Here is an 18,419-nt window from a genome sequence, read left to right on the forward strand (position 1 = left end):
TCACTTTTTTGTAAAGATTGTCTTCGCTGGCGCAAAATAGTAAATAATCCCCATGTAACGAAATATGTCTTGATGTATAACGGATCGGCTTTTTTCACATCTTAAATGTGATTTGACATGAAGGAGGAAAACAACCAGTGGAACAGCAGCAGAATCAGCAGCAGCCGCCAGTAAATCAGGGGATTCCGGGTTCACCGCAAGTGAATCACGGAGGACATGAGCTTTTCGATATGCATGAAGTGCTGGCCGGAACAGTCGGCGTTTTGGATCAATTTATGATGCTCAGACAGTTTATACAGGATCAGCAGCTGGCCGACATCCTTGACCGCCAGTATCAATTCATTCTCGGACTCTATAATCTGACGGCAGAATGCTTTAAGACCGGCCAAAAGCCTTCTCAGGAAACGTCGACATATATGATGGAGGAACAGAACCAGGCCGTCTACGGTATAAAACCGACTCAGCCGAAAAAACCGAATCAATCATTAAATGATGTCAAAGATCTCGGAATAAGCGGCCATATGCTCGGCCTGATTAAAGCTCAAGCTTCTCTCTTGACGATGAGTTCGCTTGAAATGACCAATCCCGTCACAAGAAGAGTGCTCTCCGCCCAAATTCAGCAATATGTCGAAATGGCGTATGAAATCTTCTTATACCAAAACAAACACGGTTATTATCAGGTTCCTCAGCTCAATGCACAAGATATGCAGACCATGCTGAATTCATTTGCACCGGCGCAGGGACAGCCGCAAATGCCTCCGATTAAAGGACAAATGGGACAGCAGCAGCAAAACCTCCATTAATGAAAAAAACGGCGTTGGAAACTTGACTCTCCAATGCCGTTTTCTTTTTTTCATATGCTTTTGTGAAATCATGTTCAAATCGTTTCAGGCTTTCTTTCGTAGCTGCTTCAAAGCCTTTTTCAAAATCCTGTGTTTCGGCGGTTTTATTGATAATGGTTAAGATAATGCCTTCTCCGAATGTTTCGGTTAAATCCTTTATCATATAGAAGCTTTGCAAATAAACATCCGTTTCATATTCCATACGCGATTTCTGCCATTTTCGGTCGGTCGTTAATTGATCAAACGGCACGACGGAAAATGCAATCGGATCAATGACCACATCATAATGCGCAACCCACTCGCTCAGCCCCTCATGAAACCAAAGCGGAAATACAGACGTATCCGTCCCCAATTGCCGCGTTTTTTGATGAAACGCGTAGTGTGTATATTCATGTATAATCAATTGCTTATACATGAAAACGGCCAGCTCATCTTTTTTCAAAAGCTGTTTTTTCTCTTCAGGCAAAAGCCCCATCATCTGCTCCTGCTCTGAATAAAAACCGACTACATTTTTCAATCCTGAGTATTGCTCCATTTCAGCTTCATCTGAAAAGAAAATGAGTTCAAGAGGCGCCGCTCCTTTATAGCCGACAATGATTTGGTTGATACGCTTTGCGTGGTCCAGCGTAAGCTTGGTCAGATCCAAGAGCGGCTTTTCATCCGCCGTATAATAAATCGCTGTATGTTTGTAAATTTCTTTATTCATGTGTTCAGTCACTTGTTCCTTCGTCGGAACAGAGCGGCTGTTTTGGCCTGACAGGACGTACATCATACTTACTGAAACGGCTGAACTGACAGCCAATATGACAAGGACTCCGCACAGGATCAGAGTGAATGCCGCCCGTTTCCCCATGCCGTCACGCAAACAAGCTCCCCTCCCCGATCCTTTAATTTTCATCTCATTCTTTACTTTATGCTCAGAAGCGCTGGGTCGTGACGGCAGATAAAATAAAAAAGCCGCAGCAAATGCGGCTTTTCCATTCATTTATTTATTGGGGTTTGGGAATACACGCTGCACCATTTGGCCGAATTCATCAAACAGTCCGGATACCGGGTGGCCGTTTTGGATTCGTTTTCCGTAGCCTTGCATACGTTCAACGAAGTCCGGGTTTGCTGATACATATACAGTCCGGACATGTTTATCGGCTGATTTCACCTTATCGGTAATCTTATTTTTCAAATGGTTGGCGATGGCGCCTTTTTGTCCGTTTGTCAGAACAACGGCTACATAAGCGCTGTTTCCGGCAACGATCACAGTCGCATTTTTAACTTCTTTTAAATCAGTCACCTTGTCGGCGGCTTTATCAGCCACTCTCAGGTTACGGTTGTCATTGTGATCGGTGTTTTGGTTATGACGGTTCACTGTATTCATATTTGTCGCACCGTCGTTAGGCGTGTTGCGATAATTTACATTCTGGGTGCGGTTGTCATTTCGTTTTCCTTCTCCCTGGTTCCCCATGCTGCACCCTGCGGTAATCAGCATCGGCAGAAGAAGGGCAGAAATAACTGCTTGTTTTTTTATCATGTGAATTCCTCCTTTCTCACTTTACATATAGGTTTTTCTATTCGGCGGGATTTATGCACGCCGTTTGCATTCTGAGCGGTTTGGATAAATATCAGAAGGATAGGGAAAGGTAAGCGTAATCAATTGAATGAGGAGGGATTTAACTTGTTCAGACAAAAAAGCGGCATCAGCCCGACAGCGCTGCTGATCGGATCATCGATTCTGATTGCAGCTTTATCACCCGAAATCCGCCGGAAAATCTCCGGAATGGTTTCAGGCCGAATGCAGCATAAAGATGGTACACACTCCATGCAGCCTGCTGACCTGATTCAACAGGCTTTCAGCGGGGAATCCGGCGGACAGCAGCACACGGACAAAGCACGGCATTCACAAACCGGCTCCATGCAGCCTGCTGAGCTGATCAAACAGGCTTTCGGCGGGGAATCCGGCGGACAGCAGCACACGGACAAAGCACGGCATTCACAAACCGGCTCCATGCAGCCTGCCGAGCTGATCAAACAGGCTTTCGGCGGGGAATCCGGCGGACAGCAGCATGAGCAGACTTCCCGCAATCACTCCGGCTCATCCCATACGGACGGACAGGCAGACCGCAGTAAAAAAACTTCGCCGAAGCCTCACTATACCGAGCCGATTCACTTCGAAGAAAGCGCGGTTAATGTTTTAAATGACAGCACCGTGATGAATATGCTGGAAGAAATTGAACCCGGAAATCATTAGAAACAAAAAAATCCTTCATTCGTTCAACGATGAAGGATTTTTTCGTTTTAGCGCTACTTAAGCTTCTTCAGCTTCAATGACGATTGAGGAATCATTGTACACCGCGGTATCGGTTTCCTTCGTCATTTTACTTGTTAACAGCCCTGCGGTCATACTGCCGCTCACATTTAAGGCGGTGCGCCCCATGTCAATTAACGGCTCAATTGAAATGAGCAGCCCGGCAAGCGCGACAGGCATGTTCAAAGCGGATAGGACGAGCAGAGCCGCAAATGTCGCGCCGCCCCCCACGCCTGCTACACCGAATGAACTGATTGCCACGATGGCGATGACGGAGATGATAAATCCCGGTTCAAACGGGTTTTGCCCTACTGTCGGCGCAATCATCATCGCGAGCATCGCCGGGTAAATGCCGGCACAGCCGTTTTGACCGATCGATAAACCGAATGAACCGGCGAAGTTCGCAATTCCTTCAGGGACGCCCATGCTTTTTTGCGTTTTAATATTAAGCGGCAAAGCCCCTGCGCTTGAACGGGACGTAAACGCAAACACCATGACAGGAAATGCTTTTTTCACGTATGTGATCGGATTTAAACCGCTGAACGTAATCAGCAGCAGGTGAATGATAAACATGACGATAAGCGCGGCGTATGAAGCGATCACAAACATCCCCAGTTTCGCAATGCTGTCGATGTCGCTTGTCGCGATCGTCTTTGTCATAATCGCCAATACCCCGTAAGGCGTCAGTCTTAAAATTAATGTCACGACGCGCATAATAATCGCGTATACCGCATCGACAATTCCGCTGAATGTCGCAGCGTGCTCCGGCTGCTTCCGTTTCACGCCCAGAAAAGCGATGCCGAGGAAAGCGGCAAAAATAACGACTCCGATGGTGGAAGTCGGTCTGGCTCCCGTGAAATCAAGAAACGGATTTCCCGGCAGAAGCTCAACGATTTGCTGAGGCAGCGTTTTGGCCGTCATATCCTCAGATTTTTGCTGCAGCTCCTGGCCTCTTGATAACTCGGTGCTTCCCTGGTCGATATGGACGGCTTTCAGATCAAAGGAAAGCGCCGAAACAATTCCGACTGCCGCGGCAATTGCTGTCGTGGCGATCAAAATTCCGATGATCAGTCCGCTGATTTTCCCGATGTTATGGGTCAGTTTCAGCTTCGTAAATGCGCCGAGAATAGAAATAAAGACTAGCGGCATGACGATCATCTGAAGCAATTTGACATAACCGCCGCCGGCGATATTAAACCAATCAGCCGTTTGTGTCACGATATGTGAAGCCGGCCCGTAAATCAATTGCAGTGCAAAACCGAATACAATGCCTAGTCCGAGCGCGGTAAAGACACGTTTAGAAAAGGAAACGTGTTTTTTTTGCATGACAAACAGACCTGCTATAAGCAAAAGCATAATAAAAACATGTAAGACTACAAATAAATTCTCCAAAACAGGTAAACACTCCCTTGCTCATTATCCTTTAACACTATATTATATCAATTCCGATCGGTCAAGTAAGGATTGACAATATATGTATTTTTATTGATTTTTCTCTTTTCTTTCCACCCTTTCTCTAGTAACTTATATAAGGGTGATTGTTATGCTGAAGGAACTGTTTCTTAATTTAACGATTTTAATCACATTTAATTATCTGTTCACCCTTCTTTTTAAAGAGTCGCTTTCGTATAAAGAAGACCGTCCGATGTTTCAATTACTGAAGGGAACGGTCTGCGGGCTTTTAGGGGTTTTTCTGATTGTTTTCGGCTTTTCTTACTCCGATTCCATCATTGATCTCAGAAATATCCCCATTATCATCGCCGCTCTTTACGGAGGCTGGGTGTCTACAGCATCCGCCTTTGCGATTATCGTCGCAGGCCGTATCCTGATCAATTTCAATGCAAGCGCCATTTTTTCCATCGCCGCAGTCGGGGTTATTGCGATACTTTCGGCAGCCGTCCTCAGAGGAAAAAAGCCGGATCACAAAAAGGCGTTCGTTATGCTGCTTTTTTCAAATGTTATTTTCACCTTGACGCTGCTGTTTCTTATGCCTGAACAGCCTGCCGGGGCCCTCGTTTATTATTGGCTCATTTCCATCTTGGGCGGAATGCTGTCACTGTATATCATCAAACACGAAGCCGATGCCCGCGTTTTGTTCAAGCAATACAAGTTTCAAGCGAATTATGATTTTCTGACGGGGATTTTTAATAAGAGAAAATTCGAGGACGTCTCGCGCGTTCTGTACGATCGGGCGTCTCAATCCCCCTCGTCTCAGCTCGCGCTTATTTATTTGGATATTGATCACTTTAAGCAGATCAATGATCAATACGGCCATTATGAAGGGGACCAAGTGCTGAAGGAACTGGGGGCGCGCCTGAGGTTCTTACTCAGCAGTTCTCATACGTCAGCCCGCATCGGCGGGGAAGAATTTGCCGTGCTTATGCCCAATTGCACGTATACAAAAGGGCTTCACCTCGCAGAGGAAATCAGGCACACGATTGACGCGAACCCGATTCTGCTGACGAGCGGAGATACAATTCCCGTGACCGTTTCCCTCGGCATCGCGCATTATCCGACAAATACACCGGACCCTCAGACATTGCCCCTGATCGCGGACCGGATGCTGTACAAAGCGAAAACATCAGGGCGCAATCAAGTGTGCAGCACTGAAAAAGAAGAATGATCGCCCGAAGAGGAAATCATTCTTTCTTTTCAGTGAGAAAGCCGCCCCTCAGGAAAACGGGAATCAGGCTGCCCTCATATTCTTTTTCAATCAACGCCGCGGTATCGTCTGATTGATACAAAGACAGGAGTTTTTGCATCCGTTCATCATCTTTATCCTCAGCTCTGACGGCGATCAGATGAATATACGCTTCCTTCATTTGCGCCGATCGGATCAGCGCGTCCTTCTCCGCATGAAATCCTGCTTTTTTCGCCTCGCTTTGACTGAGAACTGCTGCGTCAGCATGTTCCGCCGCCTGATAGGCGTTCTTTTTTGTTTCCGTTTTTAAGGTCAGATGCTTCGGGTTGTCCTTGATCATATCTGTTGACCCCGTACCGCTGAATCCCTTTTTCAATGTAATCAGTCCGGCCTCCTGCATGAGAAAAAGCGCCCTGCCGAAGGCCGCCGCTTCATCAGGCACGGCAATGACCGCTCCGTCCGGTATATCCTTCAGCCGTTTATGTTGCTTGGAATACATCCCCAGCGATGCCGCATATGTCGTTCCTAAAGGAGCCAGCTTCTTTTTCACATGAGGCGGCAAAGATTTAAAATTAGTAACGGATTGAAACGCATTGGCGTCGAGATCCCCGCCGGCAAGTGCCAAATCGGCCTCGGCATAATCCGAAAACGTTACCAAAGAAAGCTGCAATCCTTCCTCACCGGCTTTTTTCGCGGCAAACTCCCAGATCGATTGATCAGATTCATTGATTCCGATAGTAATGGTCCGGTTCCCATCAGGATAATGGCATGAAGTAAGTGACATGATCAAAATGAAAAGAAACAGACTGTTTATAAGCCGCAGGTTCAAGTTGACCTACTCCCTATCTATTTTTATGTACAGAGGCTGCACCATGGTCTTCGGGCTCATGATTACATACAATACCGATTTAAAAAAGGGTTGTCAATTGCTTCCTTAAGAGGCTGCAAAGCGGTTTTTATCAGCTGAAAATGGGCCGTTCTGGTCTCAAATCAGATTTCCGTATCAGAGCATTTTCCTCTTAAAACATGTTATTTCGAAAAAAGTTACATTTAGCAGTTGTTTTTTCTTCGGATTGCTGGTAGAGTAAAGGTAATTATTTTTGTTCGAACTATCTTTAAGAAGAAAGTTTTGTAAGAGTTTTCGTCTTGGAAGTTTGTTTTAGAGCAAGAATAGTGAATTTAAGCGTTATGTCGCTTTAGGAGGAAATTTCATGTTAGAAGGTAAAGTAAAATGGTTCAACTCTGAAAAAGGATTCGGATTCATCGAAGTAGAAGGTCAAGACGATGTATTCGTTCACTTCTCTGCTATTCAAGGCGAAGGCTTCAAAACTTTAGAAGAAGGCCAATCTGTTTCTTTCGAAATCGTTGAAGGAAACCGCGGACCACAAGCTGCTAACGTAACAAAAGCATAAATTGTTTTAAAAAACCTGCCGGTGTACGCCGGCAGGTTTTTTTCATCTAAAACGAAAAGCTGTTTTGCAAAGGCAAAACAGCTTTTTTATATCAGGTGGCAATATCCCGTTTTAAGAAGACGCCGAATGCGAGCGCCAGAAAAATAACGAAGTAAATCACAAGCATCACAACCGAAAATGTCATCGTCATCCCCTCTACTAAAGGAGTCCCGTTCATATATTGCGACAAATCCGTGTTCGCAAATAAAATATATTTGGTCCATTCAAATTTCGCAGCAAGAAATACTGTCGCCGTGTTCCCCATAACCAATAGAAAAATAGAAAATCCGACCGCTAATGAGCTGTTCCGGAATACCGCAGACAGCATAAACGCCATCGTCGCAAGCATAAAAGCGGAGACAGATTCATAGACATATGTTTTAGCGAGGAAAGCGATGATATTTTGCTCAAAAACATGGCCGTCTTTGTATACGAGATGAACATCAGCCGCAGTATCTCCGCCTGTACCGAAAAAGACCAATCCCAACAGAGCGGAGCCAGCAAATAAAATCACAAGCAGCAGCAGTCCGAACAGCAGCACCGTCATATATTTAGATAGCAAAATCTGAAAACGGCTGAGCGGACGGATGGCCAGCAGCTTGATCGTCCCCCAGTTGAACTCATTCGCCACGATGCCTGCGGCAATGATAATCGTAAACAGCCCGGTCAAAACAGTCATCATCGAAGAATCAGCTACGTATGACCACACTGTGTACCCTGTATCCTCGGGGATGTTATGATCCATACGGTATTGATTTATCGCGACATTCTGTTTCAGGTTATCAATGAGCGTCTGATTTCCGGTTTCCTTCATCTGCTGTTTCATTTCTTTGTTTTCGGCCTGGAGCTCCTGTTTCCAATTCGGATTGGCTTCACTCGAGGTGAAATGGTTTGACAAAAGCGCAAAACCGATCATCGAAACGCCTAAAATCACAATCATAGCCCACGTCCCGACACGGCTGAAAATTTTTATCCATTCATTATAGATTAGCTTAAACATATTGAACCTCCTCTTTCGTCCCGCCGGTAATCTCCAAGAAACGGTCTTCCAAAGATTTTGTCATGATTTTCACTTCATATAAGCGGATGTTTTCACGGACGAGCAGTGATATCACATCAGGCACTTCCTGTTTGGACAGCTGGATCTCAATGCCGTTTGTCTTCTTCACACAGTCAAACTGACTCAAAACGGCAAGAGCCTCTTCTCTTTGTTCAATATGGAAGTAGTATGTATCTTTATCCTCTTTTCCTTCATCCCTTACTTTTTGAATATCGACAAGCTCTCCTTTTTGCAGAATGCCGATTCGATCGCACATTAGCTCCATTTCTGACAGAAGATGGCTTGAGACGATGACAGCCATTCCTTTTTCACGTGTCAGCTTTTTCAGATGGTCCCTGATTTCTCTGATGCCGGCAGGATCGAGGCCGTTTGTCGGCTCATCCAGAATCAGCACCTTAGGATTATGCAGCAGGCTTTGGGCGAGGCCGAGACGCTGTCTCATTCCGAGAGAGTAGGTTTTTACTTTGTCATGTATTCTGTCCTGCAAACCGACGAGCTCGATGACCTCATCTATTTTTTCTTTCGTAACGCCTTTTACCATTCTTGCGTACTGCTGTAAATTTTTATAGCCGCTCAAGAATTTGTACAGCTCCGGGTTTTCCACGATGGCTCCGACGTGCCTGACCGCTTTTGCATAGTTTTTCGTAATGGATTCCCCGCAGATTACGATGTCTCCCTGAGACAGTTTCATTAATCCGACCATCATTCTGATCGTAGTGGTTTTCCCCGCTCCGTTCGGCCCTAAAAATCCAAACACTTCGCCCGCCCGGACGGAGAAGCTCAGATCATGAATAATCGTTCGTCCTTTTATCGTTTTCTTTACCTGTTGCAGTTCTAATACGGTTTCCAATTAGAATCCCCCTTCTATTTCGTGCGCCTGCATGACGCTTCTATACCATTGCAGCACAGACATTCCTTCCTGTTCCCGAATTTCTTCGACCTCGCGCCGTTCAGCGATTTTCCCTTTTATGAAAACCATCACTTCGTCTAACAGCGTCTCAATCTCGCCGATCTCATGCGTGGCGATGACGACGATCTGGCTGTCAAAATCAATATAAGATACGAGACTGTTGACAATCGACTCCCTGACCGCCGGATCAAGACCTGAAAACGGCTCATCCAGCAGAATGACCGATGCTTTTCTCGACAGGGCCAAAACGATTTTCAGCCTGCCCCGGCTGCCTTTGGACAGCTCTTTTATCTTCTGCTTCGCTGAAAGATTCATTTCCGTTAATAGGTTATGTGCTTTTTCCAGCTGAAAATCCGGGAATTGCGAATGATAAAATGTGAGCATATCACGGACAGTCGTCCGGGCGGAAAACATATCATGTTCGGTTAAATAAGCCGTACGAAACAGCATGTTCCTGCTTACTGCGCAGTCTCCCATCCGGACGGCGCCCGATGTCGGGAACGCAAGCCCGGCAAGCATTTTAAGCGTTGTTGATTTACCGCTTCCGTTCGGCCCTAAAATTCCGTAGATTTTACCCGGAGACAATGAAAATGATACATCGCTGACCGCGATCCTGCGGCCGTATTTTTTTGTTACGCGTTCAAAATCAAGATTCATCGTTTGCTTCCTCCGCATATTGTTTGATCCCGTCGAGCATTTCCTCAGGAGATAACCCCAGCTCCGCCATTTCCTGAATAAAGCGTTTGAAAACGTCTTTTGTCAGCCTGTCTTTCAGCTCTGCTTTCAGATCGGATCTTTCCGCTATAAAGGTTCCCTGTCCTCTTCTCGTCTCCACGATCCCCAGCCTTTCCATTTCACTGTACGTTCTTTGTATCGTGTTCGGATTCACTTTCATCTGTACGGCCATCTCCCTTACGGACGGCAGTTTGTCCCCCGGTGAAAGCTCACTTCTGATCAGCCGGTAATATATACGATCGGCAATCTGCAGATAAATCGGCTTGGATGACCGAAATTCATTCTCCATCATTACACCTCAACCTTTCGATTCAGCAGCATAGAGGCCAGCGCGAGACAGAGCGTTGCAAGCACGATCACTGCCAGGAAGCTGAAAAGCGAAATGTGGACGGCTTTCAGCTCCATCGTCCATCCGGTCAATTTTGTATAATGAAAATGAAAATTCGCATACACTTTTACCGGCCATAAATCATGTTGAGATGAAGTGAAAGGCGTAATGATTTTATCGTCAATATAGGTCCAGACAAACGCAAGCACGATGCAGATCACCCAACGGAGGACGGGAAAATGTTTTAATGAGTGAAAAACAGTCCAAAATACGGCCACGATCACAGATAAGTACGCTGAACTGATCAGCAGGTAAGCATTCAGCCCGGTTAATGTGCCGGCCAGGGGAATGGCGTGTTCCAGCGCTCCTTTTGCAGAAAGCATCCGGTACATCCAAATGCCGTAACCGGTCAGCGCCAGCTGCCCGATCAACTGATACAGCAGTGAGGCCGTCAGTTTGGAAGCCAGCAGATAAAATCCCCCATTCGGATTGTAAAGCCACAGCTGGTTTTTTCCTTCTTTATGAAGGTGATAATACATAAAAAGCGGCGCTACAAGAAATTGAAAAAACCCCATTGCCGTAAAAAAGCCGAAAATGACGAGCGGTTCTTTCTGACGGGCAGCGATGACGTGGGCTGCAAACGCCCAGCAAATCATGCCGCAAAGCCACACCGCGAGCCAAATCCATGAAACTTTCGCATCTTTTTTCAGCAAACCTAAAAACGATGTCATTCTTTCTCTCTCCATTCGGATCAAGTGTATGAGTAACATAGTACACTAGATCATCATGTATTACAATATCTTCAATAAAAAAAAGACAAATCCGCTCTTACGCGGATTTGCCTTTTCAATTACTTCTTTTTGTTTTTTAAGGAGAGCAGCGCATCACGATAGCTGCTATCCTGCATTTTGCCGCCGCTATCAGGATCGTTTGGTTCCTGATCCGTCTCAGAAGTCTTAAACTTCTGAAGCGCCTGACGGTACACATCATCGCCCATTGTATTCTTTTTCTCACGGGGAGATTCAGATTTTACAACGACGGGAGCATGCTCGGCTGAGCGCTCCTCGGCCGGATCATGCTTTTCCGGCTGTTCGGCTGTAGTGCCGATCGCTTCTCTCTTTTCTTCTTTGACATCCTGTCCTGCAGAAGTGCTGCGGACATTGAATGTGATAAGAAGTGCAATCACAATGACAGCAGCAATAACCGCTATAATAATGGCCATATAACCCTCTCCTTACTGTCGTCCGGCAGTTAGATTACCAGTGACCTGGCTGACACGTCTGCCAAGCGCACGGCCTAATTGAAGGCCTTCTTCCGTCATCAGCACATCGCTGTCAACCGGGCATGTGACGCCCGCGCCGTAGTAAGAGCCGTACAGCGCGTTTTCAGGAACGTTGCCGGGAAGACCGACAACAATCATGCCTTGGTGAAACATAGGAGTAATCAGATTGTGCATTGTCATTTCTAATCCGCCGTGTGTTGTCGCCGTCGTACAGAATACAGCGCCGACTTTATCAATCAGCTCGCCTTCAGCCCACAGATAGCCGAGTCTGTCGATCCACGCTTTTAAGCCTGAACTGATGGTGCCAAAATGTCCCGGGCATCCCCAGATAATGGCATCCATGTCTTTCAGCTTGCGGATGTCTGCTTGATCGACATGGTCGATCAGGACTTCAGCCTCAGCGTTTTCTCGTGCTCCTTCGGCAATGGCTTCAGCAAGGTGTTTTGTGTGTTCGCCTTCACTATCGTACACTACGTAAATTTTCATTCAGGAAACCTCCCATTCAGATGATTAAGATTCCTTCACTTCTTTAGGGGCCGGAAGCAATGACAGCTCCTCTTTTTTCTTCGCCCGCTGTTTGTCTTTCCGTACGTCACGCAAGAACAGGCTCAGGACTACGCCGATAACCGCAAAGATCGTCGCCCACATAAACGCGTCATTAATCCCCATAACGTTGGAATTAAGTGAAGCTGTTTTGTAGAGATATGAATAAACGGTTTGTTTCGCCGCATCAAGCGACATGTTCATGTTGACCATTAAATTAGAAACCGCGCTTTGGAACGACTGCATGAAGCTTGGATCAGCCGTGCTTGTTTTATCCGCAATCTGCGAATAATGCATTGTCGTACGGTTCGTATAAATCGTTGTGATCAAACTTGTTCCGATTGATCCGCTGATCTGGCGGAGCGTGTTGCTCATCGCCGTGCCGTGGCTGTTCAACCGTGCCGGAAGCTGGTTCATTCCGGCTGTCATAACAGGCATCATTAACAGTGACATACCGAATGCGCGGATGGCATAGACAAGCATAATGTGCGTGTAAGGTGTGTCAATTGTCAATTTTGTGTACTGGAATGTCGTTGCGACCGTGATGACCAGCCCGATAATCGCAAGCGGTCGCGGACCGATTTTGTCAAACAGAATACCGGAAATCGGCGACATAATCAGCATGACAATCGCGCCCGGCAATAGCAAGAGACCCGATTGCAGCGCCGTAAAGCCGACTAAGTTCTGCAGGTAAATCGGAAGCAGGAACATTCCTGTGTAAAGCGCAACGGTAATAATGATATTAATGACACTGGAAAGTGAGAAAATATCATATTTAAATACCCGGAAGTCGAGCATCGGTTTTTCAGAGCGCAATTGCTGAATGACAAACGCGGCAATCGCGATGACACCGACAATGACGGTAGACAGCACGATCGGATCTCCCCAGCCGTCGCTGCCCGCTTCACTGACTCCGTAAAGCAATGAGGCGAATCCGACAATAGATAGAATCGCACCCAAGCTGTCGAGTTTGATTTTTTGCGGTTCCACCAAGTTCTTAAAGAGGAAAAACGCTATGATAATAACGATTGCCCCGATCGGAACAAGGCCGTAGAACATAATGCGCCATGTGTAATGCTCGATGATCCAGCCGGAAAGAGTCGGTCCGACCGCCGGAGCAAACATCATCGCAAGACCGAAAATCCCCATTCCTTTCCCCCTGCTTTCAGGCGGGAAGATAAGCAGAATGGTTGTCATGACCAGCGGCTGCAGGATACCGCCGCCGACCGCCTGAATTAACCGGCCGATCAGCATGGTTGAGAAGTTAGGCGCGATTCCGCAGACTAACGTTCCCGCTGTAAAACAGAACATGGCTACGAGAAAGAGGCTTCTCTGTCCGAACCGGGTAATTAAGAACGCAGATAACGGAATCAAAACACCGTTGACCAGCATGTATCCGGTCGTAAGCCACTGAATCGTCGTCGCACTCACACCGAACTCGGTCATTAAGTGCGGCATTGCCACGTTAAGAAGCGTTTGGTTCAAGATCGCCAGGAATAATCCGGCCATAAGCACAATAAGCAATGTTTTAGGACTTTTTACTTGATTATCTGATTTAGCCACCTAAGACAACCTCCCTTCATGGTTTGATGACTGATCTGTATTATTCAGAGATTTTTACAGATGCGTTCATACCAGGAAGCACCTTGTCAGATGGGTTGCTGAGTGAAATTTTAACAGGAACTTTTTGCGTTACTTTAGTGTAGTTGCCGCTTGAGTTTGAAGAAGGCAGCATATCAAATGTTGAATTTGTCGCATAACCGATTTCTTCTACTGTTCCGTCAAATGTTGTATTAGGATCGCCGTCAACAATTACGTCTACTTTGTTTCCTACTTCAATGTCTCTAATGTCTGTTTCTTTAATGTTTGCAGTGATGTAAAGGTGTTTCATGTCAATTTCCTGGGCAATTGTCGTACCGGCTTGCACCATTTGGCCGTTTTTCACTTCGTTTTTCACGATTGTTCCATCCATGATGGCTTTTACGTCAGCATTTTGCTGTCCTTTAATTTTTGCAACAACGTCGTTTTTGCTTACTTCTTTCCCCTCATCAAGGTTCCAGTCAGTTACTTTACCCGCAGCAGGAGCTGTGATAGCAGCCATGTCGCCGGCAACTTTCGCTTCATCGGTTTTTACATAGTGTGTGCTTTGATAATAGTAGTAAGCACCTCCGCCTATAATTGCAAGAACAACAATCAAACCGATAATGTTGGTCAGAATTAAACGTCCTCTGTTCATTTTGTTTTCTCCTTTCGTTTCTTCCTCTATCATTTTGTGGAATGATGATAAAAATATGTGGGGATTTTTTTATTTTCCGTTTTTCACTGCACAGCCGTTTGCAAGCTTCGTTAAACTTTCCGCAAGCTTGCGCAGGTACTGCAGTTCAGCGGTATTGAGCTGCCGGTATAAGACCGCCGCTTTTTCGGCATATTGAACAGCAGCTTTCTTTAGAAGTTCTTCCCCCTCTTCGGTTAACTGAATCATAACAACACGCCGGTCGTCGTGATAGTCGCTCCGAACCATTAGGCGGCGCTTATACAGAATATCGGTCATTCTCGTGACAGACGCCGGTTTCAGATCAAGCGACAAAGCCAGCCTTGAAAGCTGCGTGCTTTTGCTCTTATGTATTTTGAACATCAGCAGATACTGCAGCACTGTAATATCAAAAGGTTCAAGCACTGTCTCCAGAATCATTTTCTGCTTTTTGTAAATCGATCTGGAAGTATCAAACAGTTGTTCAAAACTGAGCAAAGCGAGCTCTGATTCAATCACCGTATTTTCACCTCATTCCCTTAATAATAGTTCACAAGATAAAATATTAATAAATGAAAGAAGGTTTGTAAAGAGAAAAGTTTCATTTTTTAAGGATTTTTTTTTATGCCGGTTTTTCTCTTTATTTTTAATTTAAAAAAGCCGGGTGAAGAACCGCGGCCGCACGATTCTTCACTCGGCTTTATATTTCATACGATGCTTTGCTTATACCGGCTTCCTCATTTTTAAAAAAGCTTTTCAGCGCTTGAAATACGTCCGATTTCTGTTTCAGGATGTAGTATTTAAATTTATCATCTTTGACATTTTTATAGGCGGACATGAGGGTGGAATGCCTGTTATATTGATTGACCTCACCGTAACAGAACAGATTCGATTTTTTCATGATGTCATTGACGAGCTTTACGCATCGGGCGTTATCCGAAGTCAGGTTATCTCCGTCTGAAAAATGAAACGGATAGATGTTGTAGCGGGCGGGGTCATATTTTTCATCAATTAATTCAAGAGACTTCCGGTAAACGGAGGAACAGATGGTGCCTCCGCTCTCGCCTTTCGAGAAAAAATCTTCTTCCGACACAACCTTCGCTTCCGTATGGTGGGCGATAAATTCGATATCAACCGTTTCATACTTTGTCCGTAAAAATCGTGTCATCCAAAAAAAGAAGCTCCTCGCCATATACTTTTCCCATACGCCCATCGAACCGCTTGTATCCATCATGGCTAAAACGACAGCTTTCGATTCCGGCTTCGTCACATCATTCCATGTTTTGTATTTCAAATCTTCCGGATAAATAGGGTAAAACGACGGCTTGCCTGTCATGGCGTTTCGTTTATAGGCCGACAGCATCGTCCTTTTCTTATCGATATTCCCTGTCAGCCCGGTTTTCCGGATATCATTGAACTCGATATCGGTATGGACGATATTGTCCCTTTCCTTTTGCTGCAGATTCGGCAGTTCTAATTCCTGAAACAGCGCTTCTTCCAGATCCATCAATGAAACTTCCGCTTCATAATAATCCTCGCCTGCCTGATCGCCTGCTCCCTGGCCTTTTCCGGCACCCTGCTTTTTATCTGCGCCGTCTCTTGCGACGACATCGCCGACTTCGCTGTCGCCGTCGCCTTGGCCGACATGTTTATTTTTATCATAGTTATAACGGATTTTATATTCATCAAGCGAACGAATCGGGATTTTCACGACATCTTTTCCGTTGGACATAATAATGCTTTCTTCAGTGACAAGATCCGGAAGGTTGTTTTTTATCGCTTCCTGCACTTTCTTTTGGTGGCGCTGCTGGTCGTCAAAGCCTTTGCGATGGAGGGACCAGTCTTCCTCTGAAATCAAAAAATTTCCGCTGTCATTACGGGACATGAATTCCCCTCCTTAACCGTTATGGTCGTTTTACATGTGTATTCCGGCTTGGTCCTGTTTATGAAACAAGTCCGGCGAAAAGATTTATTTTTATCTTATGCCGGCCGGACTCTCCAATTGACAAACAATTGCGAAAAACAGACAAAAGAACCCGTCCTTTTACAGACGGGCCTCTCGATGAAATCAAATATCAGCGGTTTAACAAGCTTCCGACATACTTCAGCAGTTCATTAGCGCTTGTCGAATTATAGCCGTGTTCATCTATTAACCTTGCCACTACCTCATTGACCTTTTTAAGCTGCTGTTCATCCGGCGTTTTGGTGGAGGTCGTAATTTTCACTACATCTTTTAAGTCTGCGAACAGCTTTTTCTGAATCGCTTCGCGGAGTCTTTCGTGCGAATTATAGTCAAAGCGTTTTCCTTTTCTTGCATAGGCGGATATGCGGATTAAGATTTCTTCGCGGAACGCTTTTTTGGCGTTTTCTGAAATGCCGATCTGCTCTTCAATGGATCTCATCAGTTTTTCGTCAGGATTCATTTCTTCACCCGTCAACGGATCGCGAAGCTTATTTTTATTGCAGTACGCTTCCACATTATCTAAATAATTGTCCATGAGAGTTTTCGCGGATTCTTCATACGAATAGACGAACGCCTTCTGCACTTCCTTTTTGGCGATGTCATCGTACTCTTTCCTGGCGGCGGAAATAAAATTCATATACCGCTCTTTGTCCTCAGCGGAGATGGACGGATGCTGGTCGAGTCCTTCTTTTAAGGAACGCAGCACGTCAAGCGAATTGATGGATTCCATATTTTTTCTGATAATCGTTGAGGAAATGCGGTTGATGACATAGCGCGGGTCAATTCCGCTCATTCCTTCATCATGGAATTCCTTCTTCATATCCTCCAGATCAACGGAATTGTAACCTTCAACGCTTTCTCCGTCATAAAGTCTCATTTTTTTGACGAGATCAATATCAGAGCGGTTCGGTTCCTTCAGCCGGGTCAAAATAGAAAACATCGCGGCCACTTTTAATGTATGGGGAGCGATGTGTACGTCAGAAACATCACTTTCAGAAATCATTTTTTCATAAATCCGTTCTTCCTCTGACACCTTTAAATTATAAGGAACAGGCATCACGATGATTCTGGAGTGAAGGGCTTCATTTTTCTTATTGGCGATAAACGAGCGGTACTCCGTTTCGTTCGTATGCGCAACAATCAATTCGTCGGCGGAGATGAGCGCAAACCGTCCGGCTTTGAAATTCCCTTCCTGCGTGAGTGACAGAAGGTGCCACAGAAATTTTTCATCGCATTTCAGCATTTCCTGAAACTCCATCATTCCGCGGTTCGCTTTATTTAATTCACCGTCAAACCGATAAGCGCGCGGATCTGATTCCGAGCCATATTCGGCAATCGTCGAAAAATCAATGCTCCCCGTCAAGTCGGCGATATCCTGTGATTTCGGATCAGACGGGCTGAAGGTTCCGATTCCGGTACGTTTATCCTCCGAGAAGAATATACGTTCAACCTTTACATCCTCAATTCTGCCGCCGTATTCTTCTTCAAGCCGCATGACATTAAGCGGAGAAAGGCTGCCCTCAATTCTGATGCCGTATTCTCTGTAGAAGTCGTCGCGCAGATGATGGGGAATGAGATGGAGAGGATCTTCATGCATCGGGCAGCCTTTAATGGCGTAAACAGCGCCGTTGTCTGTCAATGAGTAGGCTTCAAGCCCTTTTTTCAGCATGGTGACAAGAGTTGACTTTCCGCCGCTGACGGGTCCCATCAATAGTAAAATCCGTTTTCTTACATCGAGCCGCTTGGCAGCCGGGTGAAAGTATTCCTCCACGAGCCGTTCCAGAGATTCCTCAAGGCCGAACAGCTCCCTCGAGAAAAAGCTGTATGTCTTTTTCCCGTCATCCTCCTCGATTCCGCTGTCTTTTATCATATTAAAAACGCGAGAATGAGCAGACTGCGCGACCAATGGATTTTCTTTTATGATCTCCAAATAATCAGCGAACGTCCCTTCCCATTTGAGACGCTGCTCTTCCTCTCTGTACTTTTCAATTTTCTTTAATATATCCATAAGAACCTCCTCTATCATGGTTAATGCACTAGAAATAAGGTACTTTGTTACAATCTATGCGGTGACGTGATAATACATGCTTTTCGTTTCTTAAAAATAAAGACGT

Annotated in this window: 20 protein-coding genes; 4 read left to right on the plus strand and 16 right to left on the minus strand. The window is 45.6% G+C overall.

What is annotated here, in order from left to right:
• The first annotated feature begins 137 nt into the window (after nt 1-137).
• Entirely contained in the window at nt 138-803 is a 666-nt protein-coding gene (locus MJQ52_RS06500) for a spore coat protein (protein WP_014304688.1), read from the plus strand.
• On the opposite strand, the gene MJQ52_RS06505 is transcribed toward MJQ52_RS06500, so the two are convergent.
• A complete protein-coding gene (locus MJQ52_RS06505) occupies nt 763-1,707 on the minus strand; it encodes a hypothetical protein (RefSeq protein WP_077721986.1) in 945 nt (314 codons plus the stop codon). The two genes, MJQ52_RS06500 and MJQ52_RS06505, sit on opposite strands and share 41 nt — an antisense overlap.
• A gap of 120 nt (nt 1,708-1,827) precedes the next feature.
• Nucleotides 1,828-2,367 (minus strand): YhcN/YlaJ family sporulation lipoprotein, encoded by a 540-nt coding sequence (locus tag MJQ52_RS06510; protein ID WP_003155362.1) that lies wholly within the window; start codon nt 2,365-2,367, stop codon nt 1,828-1,830.
• A gap of 144 nt (nt 2,368-2,511) precedes the next feature.
• On the opposite strand from MJQ52_RS06510, the gene MJQ52_RS06515 reads away from it, so the two are divergent.
• Nucleotides 2,512-3,084, plus strand: a complete 573-nt coding sequence (locus tag MJQ52_RS06515) for a hypothetical protein (RefSeq protein WP_094247116.1) — start codon at nt 2,512-2,514, stop codon at nt 3,082-3,084.
• 57 nt (nt 3,085-3,141) lie between these two features.
• Here MJQ52_RS06515 and MJQ52_RS06520 read toward each other — a convergent pair whose 3' ends face one another.
• On the minus strand, nt 3,142-4,533 hold the full coding sequence (locus MJQ52_RS06520; RefSeq protein ID WP_003155366.1) for an L-cystine transporter: 1,392 nt from the start codon (nt 4,531-4,533) through the stop codon (nt 3,142-3,144).
• 151 nt (nt 4,534-4,684) lie between these two features.
• On the opposite strand from MJQ52_RS06520, the gene MJQ52_RS06525 reads away from it, so the two are divergent.
• Nucleotides 4,685-5,764 (plus strand): GGDEF domain-containing protein, encoded by a 1,080-nt coding sequence (locus tag MJQ52_RS06525; protein WP_094247117.1) that lies wholly within the window; start codon nt 4,685-4,687, stop codon nt 5,762-5,764.
• A 16-nt stretch (nt 5,765-5,780) separates the two neighbouring features.
• Here MJQ52_RS06525 and MJQ52_RS06530 read toward each other — a convergent pair whose 3' ends face one another.
• Nucleotides 5,781-6,611 carry a MetQ/NlpA family ABC transporter substrate-binding protein gene (locus tag MJQ52_RS06530; protein ID WP_094247118.1) on the minus strand — a complete coding sequence of 277 codons (831 nt, stop codon included), beginning with the start codon at nt 6,609-6,611 and terminating at the stop codon, nt 5,781-5,783.
• Nucleotides 6,612-6,993: 382 nt separating this feature from the next.
• Here MJQ52_RS06530 and cspB point away from each other — a divergent pair, with 382 nt between their 5' ends.
• The gene (cspB, locus tag MJQ52_RS06535) at nt 6,994-7,194 is read left to right on the plus strand and encodes a cold shock-like protein CspB (RefSeq protein WP_003155376.1); all 201 of its coding nucleotides are present in this window, start codon (nt 6,994-6,996) and stop codon (nt 7,192-7,194) included.
• A gap of 91 nt (nt 7,195-7,285) precedes the next feature.
• Here cspB and MJQ52_RS06540 read toward each other — a convergent pair whose 3' ends face one another.
• From MJQ52_RS06540 to prkA, 12 genes are all read right to left on the minus strand, one after another.
• Entirely contained in the window at nt 7,286-8,233 is a 948-nt protein-coding gene (locus MJQ52_RS06540; RefSeq protein ID WP_094247119.1) for an ABC transporter permease, read from the minus strand.
• Complete coding sequence (locus MJQ52_RS06545) at nt 8,226-9,143, minus strand: ABC transporter ATP-binding protein (RefSeq protein WP_071392066.1); 918 nt, start codon at nt 9,141-9,143, stop codon at nt 8,226-8,228. Before MJQ52_RS06545 ends, MJQ52_RS06540 begins: the two co-directional genes overlap by 8 nt.
• Nucleotides 9,144-9,860 carry an ATP-binding cassette domain-containing protein gene (locus MJQ52_RS06550; protein WP_094247120.1) on the minus strand — a complete coding sequence of 239 codons (717 nt, stop codon included), beginning with the start codon at nt 9,858-9,860 and terminating at the stop codon, nt 9,144-9,146. It abuts the gene before it with no gap.
• Nucleotides 9,850-10,227: a GntR family transcriptional regulator gene (locus MJQ52_RS06555; protein ID WP_069473671.1), complete on the minus strand. Its 378-nt coding sequence runs from the start codon at nt 10,225-10,227 to the stop codon at nt 9,850-9,852. The genes MJQ52_RS06550 and MJQ52_RS06555 overlap by 11 nt, the downstream gene beginning before the upstream one ends.
• 2 nt (nt 10,228-10,229) lie before the next feature.
• A complete protein-coding gene (locus MJQ52_RS06560) occupies nt 10,230-10,997 on the minus strand; it encodes a hypothetical protein (RefSeq protein ID WP_094247121.1) in 768 nt (255 codons plus the stop codon).
• A gap of 119 nt (nt 10,998-11,116) precedes the next feature.
• On the minus strand, nt 11,117-11,488 hold the full coding sequence (locus MJQ52_RS06565) for a hypothetical protein (RefSeq protein ID WP_003155385.1): 372 nt from the start codon (nt 11,486-11,488) through the stop codon (nt 11,117-11,119).
• Nucleotides 11,489-11,500: 12 nt separating this feature from the next.
• Nucleotides 11,501-12,034, minus strand: coding sequence for an NAD(P)H-dependent oxidoreductase (locus MJQ52_RS06570; protein WP_003155386.1), 534 nt, complete (start codon nt 12,032-12,034; stop codon nt 11,501-11,503).
• A 24-nt stretch (nt 12,035-12,058) separates the two neighbouring features.
• A complete protein-coding gene (locus MJQ52_RS06575) occupies nt 12,059-13,600 on the minus strand; it encodes a DHA2 family efflux MFS transporter permease subunit (RefSeq protein WP_087920790.1) in 1,542 nt (513 codons plus the stop codon).
• A 94-nt stretch (nt 13,601-13,694) separates the two neighbouring features.
• Entirely contained in the window at nt 13,695-14,360 is a 666-nt protein-coding gene (locus MJQ52_RS06580; protein WP_007610259.1) for an HlyD family secretion protein, read from the minus strand.
• A 36-nt stretch (nt 14,361-14,396) separates the two neighbouring features.
• Entirely contained in the window at nt 14,397-14,861 is a 465-nt protein-coding gene (locus MJQ52_RS06585) for a MarR family transcriptional regulator (RefSeq protein ID WP_003155389.1), read from the minus strand.
• 181 nt (nt 14,862-15,042) lie between these two features.
• Nucleotides 15,043-16,227 carry a sporulation protein YhbH gene (gene yhbH, locus MJQ52_RS06590; RefSeq protein ID WP_094247122.1) on the minus strand — a complete coding sequence of 395 codons (1,185 nt, stop codon included), beginning with the start codon at nt 16,225-16,227 and terminating at the stop codon, nt 15,043-15,045.
• A gap of 190 nt (nt 16,228-16,417) precedes the next feature.
• Complete coding sequence (gene prkA, locus MJQ52_RS06595) at nt 16,418-18,313, minus strand: serine/threonine protein kinase PrkA (protein ID WP_069473222.1); 1,896 nt, start codon at nt 18,311-18,313, stop codon at nt 16,418-16,420.
• Nucleotides 18,314-18,419: the final 106 nt, after the last annotated feature.

This window comes from Bacillus sp. jun7 (genome assembly GCF_051034795.1).
GTDB classification, from domain to species: domain Bacteria; phylum Bacillota; class Bacilli; order Bacillales; family Bacillaceae; genus Bacillus; species Bacillus velezensis.